The 13,674-nt window shown below is 36.9% G+C and carries 12 protein-coding genes; 4 read left to right on the top strand and 8 right to left on the bottom strand.

Annotated features, from left to right (window positions below; genetic code table 11):
- The first annotated feature begins 116 nt into the window (after positions 1-116).
- Entirely contained in the window at positions 117-1,193 is a 1,077-nt protein-coding gene (locus OCV73_RS08135) for a mannose-1-phosphate guanylyltransferase (protein WP_147551171.1), read from the top strand.
- 98 nt (positions 1,194-1,291) lie between these two features.
- On the opposite strand, the gene deoC is transcribed toward OCV73_RS08135, so the two are convergent.
- The 8 genes from deoC to OCV73_RS08095 all read right to left on the bottom strand — a co-directional run bounded on the left by deoC (position 1,292) and on the right by OCV73_RS08095 (position 9,151).
- Entirely contained in the window at positions 1,292-2,173 is an 882-nt protein-coding gene (deoC, locus tag OCV73_RS08130; RefSeq protein WP_147551169.1) for a deoxyribose-phosphate aldolase, read from the bottom strand.
- 2 nt (positions 2,174-2,175) lie between these two features.
- Complete coding sequence (locus OCV73_RS08125) at positions 2,176-2,502, bottom strand: nucleotide pyrophosphohydrolase (protein ID WP_147551167.1); 327 nt, start codon at positions 2,500-2,502, stop codon at positions 2,176-2,178.
- Between the two features lies 1 nt (position 2,503).
- Complete coding sequence (gene dtd / locus OCV73_RS08120) at positions 2,504-2,956, bottom strand: D-aminoacyl-tRNA deacylase (protein WP_147551166.1); 453 nt, start codon at positions 2,954-2,956, stop codon at positions 2,504-2,506.
- Positions 2,957-3,079: 123 nt separating this feature from the next.
- A complete protein-coding gene (gene uvrC, locus OCV73_RS08115; protein ID WP_147551164.1) occupies positions 3,080-4,891 on the bottom strand; it encodes an excinuclease ABC subunit UvrC in 1,812 nt (603 codons plus the stop codon).
- 5 nt (positions 4,892-4,896) lie between these two features.
- The gene (locus OCV73_RS08110; protein ID WP_147551162.1) at positions 4,897-5,421 is read right to left on the bottom strand and encodes an adenine phosphoribosyltransferase; all 525 of its coding nucleotides are present in this window, start codon (positions 5,419-5,421) and stop codon (positions 4,897-4,899) included.
- A 79-nt stretch (positions 5,422-5,500) separates the two neighbouring features.
- Entirely contained in the window at positions 5,501-7,375 is a 1,875-nt protein-coding gene (gene mnmG / locus OCV73_RS08105; protein ID WP_147551160.1) for a tRNA uridine-5-carboxymethylaminomethyl(34) synthesis enzyme MnmG, read from the bottom strand.
- 56 nt (positions 7,376-7,431) lie between these two features.
- Positions 7,432-7,857, bottom strand: coding sequence for an rRNA maturation RNase YbeY (ybeY, locus tag OCV73_RS08100; RefSeq protein ID WP_147551158.1), 426 nt, complete (start codon positions 7,855-7,857; stop codon positions 7,432-7,434).
- A gap of 61 nt (positions 7,858-7,918) precedes the next feature.
- Complete coding sequence (locus tag OCV73_RS08095; RefSeq protein WP_147551156.1) at positions 7,919-9,151, bottom strand: nucleoside recognition domain-containing protein; 1,233 nt, start codon at positions 9,149-9,151, stop codon at positions 7,919-7,921.
- An 807-nt stretch (positions 9,152-9,958) separates the two neighbouring features.
- Between OCV73_RS08095 and OCV73_RS08090 the strand changes: the two genes are divergently transcribed.
- The 3 genes from OCV73_RS08090 to OCV73_RS08080 are packed head-to-tail and all read left to right on the top strand — an operon-like array spanning position 9,959 to position 13,673.
- On the top strand, positions 9,959-10,660 hold the full coding sequence (locus OCV73_RS08090) for a DNA alkylation repair protein (protein ID WP_147551154.1): 702 nt from the start codon (positions 9,959-9,961) through the stop codon (positions 10,658-10,660).
- 17 nt (positions 10,661-10,677) lie between these two features.
- Positions 10,678-12,693, top strand: coding sequence for a glycosyltransferase (locus tag OCV73_RS08085; RefSeq protein ID WP_262512921.1), 2,016 nt, complete (start codon positions 10,678-10,680; stop codon positions 12,691-12,693).
- Positions 12,693-13,673, top strand: a complete 981-nt coding sequence (locus OCV73_RS08080) for a glycosyltransferase family 2 protein (RefSeq protein WP_147551152.1) — start codon at positions 12,693-12,695, stop codon at positions 13,671-13,673. Before OCV73_RS08085 ends, OCV73_RS08080 begins: the two co-directional genes overlap by 1 nt.
- Position 13,674: the final 1 nt, after the last annotated feature.

Below are 13,674 nucleotides of genomic sequence, written 5' to 3'. Positions count from 1 at the left end.
TATCTGTATATACACAAAACTAAATCTATTTTTTTTCAAAAAAACTTGTTCACTTAAGATTAATCCAAAATATTAACTACATTAGCAAAAGTTTTAACTCAAAATGGATATCACCTATGGAAAATAGATATTGCGTGATTATGGGTGGAGGAATTGGCAGCCGTTTCTGGCCGTTCAGCCGGGCAACCCGTCCGAAACAATTTCTCGATTTTTTCGGTACGGGGCGTTCTCTTTTACAAATGAGCTATGACCGCTTTGTAAAAGTAATCCCGAAAGACCATATCTTTATAGTTACCAATGAATCATATGCCGATTTGGTAAAAGAACAGTTACCAGAACTATCGGACAAGCAGATATTACTGGAACCGCAAAGACGTAACACGGCACCTTGTGTGGCATGGGCGGCTTATCACATACAAGCATTAAACCCGAAAGCCAATATCGTAGTGGCTCCATCGGATCATGTGATACTGAAAGAAGAAGAATTCGGCAGATGTCTGTTAAAAGGCCTTCAATTCGTTGAAAAATATCCGGCTCTTCTTACTTTAGGCATTAAACCTAACCGCCCTGAAACGGGATATGGCTACATTCAGGTGGGAGAAGATGCCGAAGAAGAGATAAAGACAGTAAAAACGTTCACGGAAAAACCTTCTTTAGAGTTTGCCAAAGTATTTGTAGAAAGCGGCGAATTTTTCTGGAACTCCGGGATATTCATTTGGAACGTACAAAGCATCATAAAAGCATTCCAACGCCATTTACCGGACATTTCAAATCGCTTTGAAGCCGGTATCGATAAGTTCGGCACAGAAGAAGAAATGTCTTTTATCAATGAAAATTTTGCCGCTTGTCCTAATATTTCTATCGATTTCGGTATAATGGAAAAAGCATCAAACGTATTCGTATTGTGTTCCGATTTCGGATGGTCCGATCTGGGCACATGGAGCGCATTATACGACCATTCCCCAAAGAACAGTGACGGAAATGTTACTCAAAACAGCAAAGCTCTTACTTACGAATGCAAAAACAACGTAGTTGCAGTACAGGGAGATAAGCTAGTGGTGATGGAAGGGCTCAATGATTATATCGTAGCAGAAGCAGATAACGTACTATTGATATGTCCTAAAAGCGACGAACAGCGTATAAAACAGTTTGTCACCGATACTAAAATGAAATACGGAGATGAATTTATATAATTCATAAAAGCCAAAAAGAAAGAGCGATTAATTATAACCGCTCTTTTTTATAGATATCAATAAATAATTTATCTGGTCTTTCAAATTTCCCAGCAATATCAAAAATATTTAGTAGATGTTCCCCAAATATCCGATAATAAATTATTAGCCAGACGACTGGCTCCTATCCGGAAAAGTTCGTTTGTCAGCCATTCTTCTCCCAGAATTTCTTTCACAATGCAATAGTATTTAACAGCATCGGCCGTCGTAGAAATTCCGCCGGCAGGTTTAAAGCCTATTTTACGGCCTGTTTTTTCGTAATATGCTTTTATGGCAGAACACATCACATATGCAGCTTCAAGCGATGCAGCGGGCTCCATTTTTCCCGTAGAAGTCTTTATAAAGTCTGCACCCGAATACATAGACAAAACAGAAGCTTTCATTATGTTAGAAGCTGTTTTCAAAGCTCCTGTTTCAAGAATAACTTTTAAATGAGCCTGATGGCAGGAATGTTTAATTTCTTCGATTTCATCACACATATCCTCATAAAATCCACCAAGAAAATCTCCGATATTGATTACGATATCTATCTCATCCGCACCATCCGCCACAGCTAAAGCAGTTTCAGCGACCTTCACTTCGGTAAAAGTCTGGGACGTTGGAAATCCACCTGATACAGCAGCAATATTCACATGGGAAACTTCCAAATTCATACGTACAGTGCCAGCAAAATTAGGATAAACACAAATTGCGGCCACATTTGGCAATTCAGGATGTTCATTCTCAAAATCATTTACCCGCTTGGTAAAACGAGTTACCGTATCTACATTATCGGTTACATTTAACGTCGTCAGATCAATACAATGAAATAAAAACTTGTAAACCTCGACATTACTATTTTTCTCCAGATTTTCGCGCAATATCTTTTCTACAGCTTCCTGCACTTGAGCGTCATCCAGATCGGTGTTATAAAGCTTCAATGCTTCTTCGTACTTATCCATAATTATTTCAGTTTAGGATTATTAATATGTCTGTTTTTATCTCGCTTTGTCTTTTTATCAATATTACGCTGAAATGCTTCGGTCAAATTAACTCCGGTTTGATTTGCCAGACAAAGTAATACCCATAAGACATCGGCCATTTCATCGCTTAAATCAATATCTTCTTCATTTTTTTTAAAAGACTGATCTCCGTACTTTCTGGATATAATGCGAGCTACTTCCCCTACTTCTTCCGTTAAAATGGCCATATTGGTCAACTCACTAAAATAGCGGACACCAATCGTATTCACCCATTCATCAACCAAATTCTGAGCTTCTTTTATTGTCATATTATTCTTTATTTTTCGTATCAATACAAATCGTAACAGGACCGTCATTTATTAATTTTATTTGCATATCGGCACCAAACTCTCCCGTTTTCACTTCTTTTCCCAGTTTCAATTCCAATTGCCTGCAAAATTCTTCATACATGGGAATAGCATGTTCATGACCCGCTGACCGCATATAAGAAGGGCGATTTCCTTTTTTGGTAGAAGCAAATAAAGTAAATTGACTGATTACCAATATGCCTCCATCAACATCTGTTACAGATAAATTCATTATACCTTGTTCGTCATCGAATATACGCAAATTAATTATTTTACGTACCAGCCAGTCGACATCTTCAATCGTATCTGCATTTTCAACCCCCACTAAAACCAACAATCCTTTACCAATAAAGGATTTTACAAAACCACTTATAGCGACCGAAGCCTCATCCACACGTTGTACGACTACTCTCATATATATATCATTAAACAATTTGCAAGATAATCATTTTATCTGTATCTGCCAAAAAGCTTTTTTCACTGAATTGTTTTAGTAAAAAACACACATAAACATCTAATATACAGTACATTAAATGAATTAATCGGAAATATTTTTATTCAATGCCTCAAAAACAATATTAGCTTTGTTCTTCCCTATCAATAATTCCAGATCAGTAATTGGGACTTCTTTTATTCGTTTTACGCTTTTATAATGAGTTAAAAGCAACTCCTTTGTTTTGGGTCCTATTCCAATTATATTATCTAAAATCGATACAGTTTGGGACTTACTTCGTCTATTTCTGTGATGTGTTATACCGAAGCGATGGGCTTCATCTCTCATCTGCTGAATTAATTTCAAAGATTCAGAATTTTTATCCAGGTATAACGGGACCGTATCTCCCGGAAAATAAATTTCTTCCAGCCGCTTAGCGATCCCTACTATAGCTATTTTACCTCTCAACCCTAATTCATCCAAAGAAGAAACCGCAGCACTTAACTGCCCTTTTCCTCCATCAACAACAATCAGTTGAGGCAAATCCTGTTCTTCGTCCAACAACCTTTTATATCTCCTGTATATAATTTCTTTCATAGATGCAAAATCATCTGGTCCCTCCACTGTTTTTATATTAAAATGGCGATAATCTTTCTTAGAAGCTTTCGCCTTCTTAAAAACAACACAAGACGCGACCGGATTAGTCCCTTGTATATTGGAATTATCAAAACATTCAATATGCATTGGTAATGCCGGTAAATGAAAGTCTTTTTGCAGCCTTGAAAGAATACGCGTAACACGCTGCTCCGGATTTAGTTTTTCCGACTGTTTCAGTCTGTCCGCTTTATATTGTTTAGCATTTTGTTGTGATATCTCCAATAATTTTTTCTTATCACCTCTTTGCGGCACTACTATCTCTACTCCCTCAAATTCTGATTCGGGTAAAAATGGCACAATAATTTCTTTGGAAGTGCTCTTAAATCGGGTACGCAATTCCGCAATACCTAATGCCAAGATTTCAGAAGCCGATTCATCGAGTTTTTTCTTATATTCTATAGTTACACTCTGAACCACAGAACCACCCCGGATATGCATATAATTGACAAAAGCAGCATTTTCGTCTTCTTCGTACGAAAATACATCTGTATTATGGATAGATGTACTCACGATTACAGACTTAGAACGATATTTTTCAATTAGAAGATATTTTTCTTTTATCTGTTGAGCTTCTTCAAATTTCAGTTCCGCCGATAACCGGTTCATTTCATCTTGCAGCATATGGCTTATTTGCTGCGTATTCCCATTTAATATCTGTTTAACCTCGGAAATATATCCCAAATAAGTATTTTCATCAATAAAACCTTCACAGCAGCCTTTACAATTCTTAATATGATATTGCAAACATAACCTAAACTTTTTATGCTTTATATTTTCCGGAGTCAATGCATAATTACAGGTACGTATAGGATATAATTCACGTATTTTAGCTAAGACAGTCTTAGCTAAATGAACATTGGCATAAGGACCGTAATACCTTGAACCATCTTTTATCACCCTCCTCGTAAGCATTACCCGAGGAAAATGTTCATTTTTTACACAAATCCAGGGATAAGTTTTATCATCTTTCAATAAGACATTATAACGGGGTTTATATTCTTTGATAAGACTATTTTCCAAATGTAGCGCATCTTCCTCTGTCTTAACAACAATATATTTTAAATCATAAATATTCCGGACCAGAATATTTGTTTTCGGAGATTCATGCACCTTGTTAAAATAAGAAGAGACCCTCCTTCTCAGATTCTTAGCTTTACCTACATAAATGATTTTGCCCTCTTTATCGAAATACTGATATACACCAGGAGTTTCAGGTAAGAGAGCAAGAATAGTTTTAATATGTTCACTCGTTCCTGCCAAGTTTTTTAGTATTTAATGAGGGCCTCAACCTCTACTTCTTCGGGGAACAAATTTCTTCCTTTCAGAAATTCCAGCTCTACAACAAAATTTACATATACTTTCTTAGGATTGAATCTCTTTACTAACTTATATGCAGCCAACATCGTACCTCCGGTCGCCAGTAAATCATCGTGAAGAAGGACTACATCATTCTCATCCAACGCATCTTTATGTATCTCTATCGTATCTACACCATATTCTTTCTCATAACTTTCGACCCAGGTTTCAGCCGGGAGTTTTCCTGGTTTACGCATAGGAACAAAACCTGCACCTATATTGTTTGCGATAATAGGTCCCATAATAAATCCGCGGGATTCAATGCCTACGACTTTTGTAATTCCCTTATCTACATACATTGCCGATAAATCTTGGCTTAATTCATGTAAACACTCTTTGTCTTTAAAAACCGTAGTCAAATCCTTAAACACGATTCCCTTCTGCGGAAAATCATATACATCACGAACTTTACTTTTAATATTTTCTAAACTCATATTATTTCATTTTTATTATTTAAATCAGTTTTAAACCCTTTTATAACAGGGATTGACAAATTTTGTTTCACGTGAAACATTAACGTCCCAACAACAGCAAAAGTATATTAATATCGCTTGGCGAAATACCCGGAATACGGGAAGCCTGGGCAATCGTCTCCGGTTCTATTTTAGAAAGCTTTTGCCTGGCCTCTGTAGATAATGCCTGTATTTCATGATAGTTAAATCTTCCCTTAATTTTCATGTGTTCCAAACGGGAAATTTTATCTGCAATCATTTTTTCTCGTTCTATATAACCCTGGTATTTTATCATTATTTCAGCCGCCTCAACAATCTCTTCTTTTCTGTTAGGAATAGTTTCTATCTCTCTTTTTAGAGCAGGAATTAGTTCCGCCAGAATAATCATATTTAACTGAGGGCGTAATATCAAGTCAATAAGTTTCACTCCTTGTTTCAAAGGCGTTGTTCCTAAGGCCTCCAACTTTCCGTTAATATAACTAGGTTTTATAGAGTATTCTTTTGCGAAGTTAATGAGCTTGTCTCTTTGCTCCCGTTTTTCTTTCAGCAAATCGTATCTATCTCTCTTTGCCAGCCCCAATTCATATGACTTTTCAGTCAATCTCATATCAGCATCGTCTTGCCGGAGTAAAATACGATATTCGGCACGGGAAGTAAACATACGATAAGGCTCATCTACTCCTTTCGTAACAAGATCATCTATAAGAACTCCGATATAAGCTTCATCACGGCCTAAAACAAAAGATTCTCCACCATGACAATTTATATGCGCATTTATACCGGCAATTGCACCTTGTCCCCCAGCCTCTTCATAACCTGTAGTTCCATTTACCTGACCTGCAAAAAAAAGGTTACGTATTTGTTTCGTTTCAAGATTATGCATTAATTGTGTGGGTTCGAAATAATCGTATTCAATCGCATATCCAGGGCGGTAAATGCGCACATCCCGCAAAGCCGGTATCTGTTGAAGTGCTTGTACCTGTATATCTAACGGCAACGAAGATGAAAACCCGTTCAGATAATACTCCTGCGTAGTTTCTCCTTCAGGCTCAAGAAATAATTGATGTTCTGTTTTATCCGGAAACGTAACGATTTTCGTTTCGATACTAGGACAATATCGGGGACCTATACTCTGTATCTGTCCGTTATATAAAGGAGAATCAGGCAAACCCTTTTTCAATATAGCATGTACGGCATCATTTGTATAAACAGTCCAGCAACTTCTTTGTTTTAGAGGCCTCGGAACATAATCCATATAAGAGAACTTATGAAAATCATTCTCTCCGGTCTGCTCTGTAGTTTCATCAAAATGAATGCTTCTTCCGTCAATCCGCACAGGTGTTCCGGTTTTCATACGCCCGGAAATAATGCCCAACCCGGATAGCTGCTCAGTTATTCCGTAAGACGCCAGCTCGGAGATACGCCCTCCGGGTAGTTTTGTACGACCGATATGCATAAGTCCGTTCATAAAAGTTCCGGACGTAAGTACTACCGATTTAGCCGAAAACTCTACTCCCAAGCCGGTAATAACTCCCAAAACCCTATTATTTTTTATAATCAATTGTTTTACAGAGTCTTGCCACATATATAGATTAGGCATGTTTTCAACAATACCTCTCCATTCCTGTATAAATTTAGCTCTATCGCTTTGTGACCGGGGACTCCACATAGCTGGTCCCTTCGAACGGTTCAACATACGAAATTGTATAGCCGTACGATCGGTAACTATCCCCATATATCCGCCCAAAGCATCTATTTCACGCACGATCTGCCCTTTCGCTATACCACCAACAGCAGGATTACAGCTCATTTGTGCTATCTTATTCATATCCATAGTGACAAGCAAAGTCTTAGATCCCAGTCCGGCAGAAGCGCACGCAGCTTCGCATCCGGCATGTCCGGCTCCTATCACTATTACATCATAATTGAAATCCATTAGCTTTATTTCTAAATACAGAACAACGTTAATATAATAAATTATATATCAATACATTAAGATTTATTTATCAACATATCCAGTGCCTCATTTTCACAAGCGGTCATATGCTCTCGCTCTCCTTCAGCTTTATCGTTAATACCACAGAGATGTAGTATCCCATGGATAATAATCCGTAGAAGTTCCTGTTTATACGAAACATCATATTGAGTAGCATTCGAACGTACCGTATCTACACTGATAAAAATATCTCCGTTTATCACATCATTCTCCGAATAATCAAAAGTAATGATATCCGTATAATAATCATGATGTAGGTATTCATTATTCACCGATAATATCTTCTCATCGGAACAAAACAGATAAGCGATTTCACCGCACTTTTTACCATACGACGCTGCAACCCGCTTTATCCAATCGTTCGTTACACGTTTCTTTATATCAGGAAACTTCACGCCTTCGGCATAATAAGTTATTGCCATATTTATCCTAATTTATAATCTTTTACAAAGATAAGGCATTTATCGGGAATAATATACTGTGTTATTTAAAGAATATATAAGATACCAGAATAGCAGCAACAGCTCCTACGAAATCGGCCAGTAAAGCATAGCTAACGGCATAACGGGTCTTTCGTACACCTACACTTCCGAAATACACTGCAAGAATATAGAAGGTAGTATCGGTACTTCCCTGCACCGTAGCGGCAACTTTCGCCACAAAGGAATCAACCCCGTAGGTAGACATGGCATCCACCATCATCCCACGCGAGCCGCTGCCACTCAAAGGTTTCATGATAGCCGTAGGCAACGCCCCTACAAAATCGGTATCTAATCCGCACCAAGCAACCGCAGCAGATATACCGTCAACCAGAAAATCCATAGCTCCGGACGCCCTGAAGATCCCGATAGAAACAAGAATAGCAACCAAATACGGAATGATAGTCACGGCTGTTTTAAATCCGTCTTTAGCTCCTTCTATAAAAGTCTCATACATATTGATATGCCTGCGGAAACCGGCTATTAAAAAACCCGTTATAATAGAGAATAAAGCCGAATTTGCGACAAAACTCGAATATAACTGCATTTTATCTTGAGACAGAGAAGAAAAATACCATACCATACACCCTACAGCTAATGTAAGACCTCCCAGCCACCCGAGAATAACTTTATCCAATAAATTGATGCCTTGCTTCAGACATATAGCAATAAGCCCGACCAGTGTCGCTATAAATGTCGCTATAAGTATCGGCAGAAAAACATCCGAAGGATTAGCCGCACCCATTTGGGATCGGTAGACCATTACCCCTAAAGGAATAAGGCACAGCCCCGACGAATTTAGAATAAGGAACATCAACATAGCGTTAGTTGCCGTATCTTTCTTAGGATTCAGCTCTTGTAATTCCTGCATGGCTTTCAGCCCCAGAGGGGTGGCCGCATTATCGAGCCCCAGCATATTAGCTGACACATTCATAAAAATAGAGCCCATGGCGGGATGCCCTTTCGGAACACCAGGAAAAAGGCGTGTAAAAAGAGGACTGATAAGACGCGAAAAAAAAGCGATGACTCCTCCCCTTTCCCCGATCTTCATTAATCCCATCCATAAAGACAAAACACCGGTAAGTCCTAAAGATATTTCGAATGCCGTACGTGCAGAAGCAAAAGACGAATTCATAATGTCGGTCCAGATCGTAAGATTACCATAAAATAGAGTTTGAATCACAGCAACAACAAATGCGATCAGGAAGAAAGCTATCCAAATATAATTAAGAACCATAAGCCGTGTTTTTGAATCAGACGTAAAATTAAGAATTTTCTAACGTACCTCATTCTTTTACAACGGTAAAATTAATAATCTTACCCGATGCGAACCATCAAAGAAAAGTCTATACTTATAAATTCTATTTCACCGAAATCACAAGACACTATTTTTCAACCATTAATCACTAATAATCAATATATTATAAAAAATTTATCTTCACGAGAGTTTCATATTTTTATTTTTACGGGAAATTACCCGTAAATATTCAACAGAATCCAGCCTAAAAAATAAATTTTCCCCACTTAATATTATTTTCTTCAGACTTATTCATTCTTTCGTGAAAAATTCATACAATGAAAAAATTCTCATCACGTACCATATGTAACAGGATAATTATAAAAATATTAAAAAAATATAATATCACTTTAACCCCTATAAAGACCGAATCATTCACTTATGAAAAAGTTACGAAAATGATAAAAAATATGGCGCATTATTATCTACGTTGAAATTCCTGTCGCTAAAAATCGACGAACACAGAAAAAATAGGAATCATAGGTATAGGAAGAATAGTCCCGTACCCAGTCCCGCTGTCCAATCATCTCCGGAATAAAACACCATACACAGTTTTCCTCCTGCCATGACCATAACATATATATTATAACCTATGCAATACCACAGGTTTTATTGCTAAACATATAGAATAAAATTCTAACATATTAAAAATAAACAGTTCCGTTACCCATAATTATGATTATACGACTTTCCTTTTAGCGATATAAAAACTTTTCTTACCTTTGTATTATATTGGAAATAAAATAAATGGAGAAAATAACGGCCATCAAACAAGACCTGCGGTCTTCCGCAAATCCCGATAAAATAAAAATACTTTCAGGTTTCTTTAAAACCGGAAAAGGACAATACGGCGAAGGAGATATTTTTATTGGTGTAACCGTACCTGAAATACGAAAGATAGCAAAAAAGCATTCTGACACTCCTGTCAATGAGCTTGAAGCACTATTGAAAGAGCCTGTACACGAACATCGTATGTTCGCTCTACTGTGTATGATAGAACAATTCAAAAAAGCTTCGGAAGATAAAAAACAGCAGCTCTTCCAAAGCTATCTCAAGCACACAAAATATATAAATAACTGGGATCTGGTAGATCTATCGGCGGCACAGATCGTAGGAGAATGGATAGAAAATAAAGAACACGGCATACTTCACCAGTTAGCCGGAAGCAATATACTTTGGGAACAACGAATATCCATAGTTGCTACATGGAAGTGGATACGAAACGGGAAATTTGACGATACGATAGCTATAGCAGAAAAATTGTTATACCACGAACACGACCTCATCCGGAAAGCAGTAGGATGGATGCTTCGCGAAGTAGGAAAAAAAGACAAAAGAACACTAACAAAATTTCTGGATAAGTACCATACAACCATGCCGCGAACGACACTTCGTTACGCCATAGAGAAATTTTCTCCCGAGGAAAAGCTACTTTATATGAAGAAATAAATAAAAAACACCGACAAATGAAACCGATATCCATCTTTTTAGCTATAAATAATAAATATTCTCAACATTGTTGTGTCGCTATTACATCTATACTGGAAAACAATCTTGACGCGTGTTTTAATTTTCATATTCTTACCGATTATATTTCCCCTAAAAATTTAAAACGGATTCAAAGCTCGATAGAACATTATAAAAATGCAACAGTCGAATTTAAAATAATAGATGACAGTATATTCAGTTCTATAAAAAGAAATATAGATTATATATCTTCGCAAACCTATTATAGGTATATAATTGCAGAGTTATACCCTCAACTGGATAAAGGAATATATCTGGATTGCGATTTAGTCGTAAACGGATCATTGCAGCCTCTATGGGACACGAATATAGATGATTTTTATTGTGCCGGAGCGGAAGATATGTGGATAAAGAACAGCTATTATAAATCGGAAATCGGCATGGACAATAAAGATTTGTATGTCAATGCCGGAGTATTATTACTTAATCTCAAAAAAATGAGAGATAATAATATTTTCGAATTACTTATGCAAAAAAACAAGGAACTTGAAGATAAAATCAAATATCAGGATCAGGATATTATCAACATCGTTTTTAAAAATCATATAAAACAAGTTCCTTCCATATACAATTTCACTACCGACAATATGAAATACGACGTTGAAAACATGAATAACGCCGTCATTATTCACTATATAGGAAATGTAAAACCATGGACAACACACCTCCGTTGCCGTATACCTCTCAAACACTTATACTTTGAGAACCTTAAAAAAACACCTTACAAAAACTTCATATGGACATATCGCTGGGGAAGGTTTTCTACAAATATCAGCCGAAAAATAAAAAAATGGGCAGGTTATAAAAAACCAAGCGACCAAATAAGAGTAGCCCTCCTCATCGATGAATTTTTCGGAGGCTTCAATACGGCTTACGGAGGCTATGGATTCTTAGCCAGACATTATATTGCCAAGTACATCCCATGTAGTGATATCAAAATTGATGTATTGTTGGAAATGAGTGAAAACAAAAAAGAAAAAAAAGCTTTAAGAGAACAAGTAGACGATGTAGATGTATACATACTACCGGGAAGAAAACACATTTCAAAATGGCTTCAAAAACAGAACTACGATTTATATCTTTCCATAGAAATGACCAGGGATATATTAAATTATGAAAAAGACAAATCCAAACGCCTTATTTTATGGATACAAGATCCTCGTCCCTGGAGAGACTGGCTCGAAATAGAAACCGTAAAATTATTTCCTGAAAGCCATTACTGGAACTCGGCCATATACGATATGGTGAACAAGCTATACAAAGAAGATCGGGTAAAATTCATTACTCAAGGAAACTTTCTCATAGACAAAGCCCGTGATCTCTATCGGCTTCCGGTAGAAGCACCTATCAAATATTTTCCAAACCCCGTAGATATAGACCCTGAATTTGATGTTGAAACATATCCTAAAAAAGACAGTATAATATTCATAGGAAGAATAGAATCGGTAAAACGTGGATGGTTATTCTGTGAAATAGCGAAGCGTATGCCTGAATATCAATTTTACATGCTGGGGCAAACATTCCGGGAAAAATCACGTAATGAAAGCATTATGAATAAATATCATACAGGGATACCCAATCTCCATTTTACCGGGCATGTCGAAGGAAAAGAAAAATTTAACTATATTCGCGACGCAAAGATTATGGTTAACACATCCATACATGAAGCCCTCCCGATAACATTCCTCGAAGCCCTTGCATACGGTACACTATTGGTAAGTTGCCAAAATCCGGAGAATTTAACTGAGAAATTCGGGATATATACCGGAACCGTTTTAGGAGACGGATTTGATTCCATAGATTTATTCGTAAATGCTATACGCACGCTGATGACCGATGAAGATAAAAGAAAAAAGTTATCGGTTGAAGGCCATTCCTATGTAAAAAATATACATTCGACAGAACTGTTCATAAAAAATATGAGACAACTCATCCGGGAAGAATCTAAAAAATAATGGCTATCAAAATATCTGTAATCATACCGGTCTATAATATCGAGCGTTATATCGGGCGATGCTTGCAATCGGTCATTTCCCAAACTTTGAGCGATACCGAGATTATCGTTATAAACGATGGCAGCACGGATAACTCCCTCTCTATTATCGAAAAATACGCATTAAAAGATAAGCGCATAAAAATAGTCACTAAAAAAAACGAAGGTCTTGCTTTCGCAAGAAAAACAGGCATTGAAAACGCAGAAGGCGACTATATTTTACATCTTGACGGTGACGATTACCTGGAAAATAATGCCCTGGAATTACTATGGGACGAAGCGGTAAAAACACAAGCCGATATGATAGTTATGCCTTTTCTCTGGGAATATGAAAAAGAAGGGTATTCCAAACCATCCATACTTTCTCCTGAAACCCGTTACAATAATATAGATTTTTTTCGTTCCATCGCTTTCGGAGATAACCACTGGTCGGTATGGAGCTATTTGCACAAACGTTCTTTATATAGCCATCCGATAAGTTTCTGTAAAGAATTAAGTTACGGAGAGGATACCTATCTCACTACGCAATTAGTCTATTACGCACAAAATATAACCATTTTAAGAAGTCTCCCCCTACTACATTACTGCATACAGGACCGATCCATTTCAAATGGAAAAATCTCCAGCAAAAAAGTCGATAACATATTATTATATCCTAAATTAATAGATAACTTTCTGATTTACAAGAAAGAATACGAAGCATTAAAACCAGCCATAGCATGCATATATATCTGTGCCTATAATTTATTACTCAAGAAATGCTGGTTCAAAGGAGCCCATGAAAGAAGCAAAGAAACTTTACGTTTACTACAAAAATATCCGCAGCTTATCCGTAACAAGCAAATAAGACCTTATCGGAAATTGTTCAGATTATATGCATACGCTCCTGCATTAGGACGTATATTCGCCCAATATTATATTTTAAAAAAGAAAATCGGATAAT

Source organism: Barnesiella propionica, from assembly GCF_025567045.1.
Classification (GTDB): domain Bacteria; phylum Bacteroidota; class Bacteroidia; order Bacteroidales; family Barnesiellaceae; genus Barnesiella_B; species Barnesiella_B propionica.
Note: the sequence above shows the minus strand (reverse complement) of the source record. Positions and strands in the feature narration are given on the sequence as shown.

Bases quoted from the DNA above. Each gene is read 5' to 3' on its own strand.
- OCV73_RS08135 (WP_147551171.1), top strand. From the start codon at position 117: ATGGAAAATAGATATTGCGTGATTATGGGTGGAGGAATTGGCAGCCGT.
- deoC (WP_147551169.1), bottom strand. From the start codon at position 2,173: ATGGATAAGTACGAAGAAGCATTGAAGCTTTATAACACCGATCTGGAT.
- OCV73_RS08125 (WP_147551167.1), bottom strand. From the start codon at position 2,502: ATGACAATAAAAGAAGCTCAGAATTTGGTTGATGAATGGGTGAATACG.
- dtd (WP_147551166.1), bottom strand. From the start codon at position 2,956: ATGAGAGTAGTCGTACAACGTGTGGATGAGGCTTCGGTCGCTATAAGT.
- OCV73_RS08110 (WP_147551162.1), bottom strand. From the start codon at position 5,421: ATGAGTTTAGAAAATATTAAAAGTAAAGTTCGTGATGTATATGATTTT.
- mnmG (WP_147551160.1), bottom strand. From the start codon at position 7,375: ATGGATTTCAATTATGATGTAATAGTGATAGGAGCCGGACATGCCGGA.
- ybeY (WP_147551158.1), bottom strand. From the start codon at position 7,857: ATGGCAATAACTTATTATGCCGAAGGCGTGAAGTTTCCTGATATAAAG.
- OCV73_RS08095 (WP_147551156.1), bottom strand. From the start codon at position 9,151: ATGGTTCTTAATTATATTTGGATAGCTTTCTTCCTGATCGCATTTGTT.
- OCV73_RS08090 (WP_147551154.1), top strand. From the start codon at position 9,959: ATGGAGAAAATAACGGCCATCAAACAAGACCTGCGGTCTTCCGCAAAT.
- OCV73_RS08085 (WP_262512921.1), top strand. From the start codon at position 10,678: ATGAAACCGATATCCATCTTTTTAGCTATAAATAATAAATATTCTCAA.
- OCV73_RS08080 (WP_147551152.1), top strand. From the start codon at position 12,693: ATGGCTATCAAAATATCTGTAATCATACCGGTCTATAATATCGAGCGT.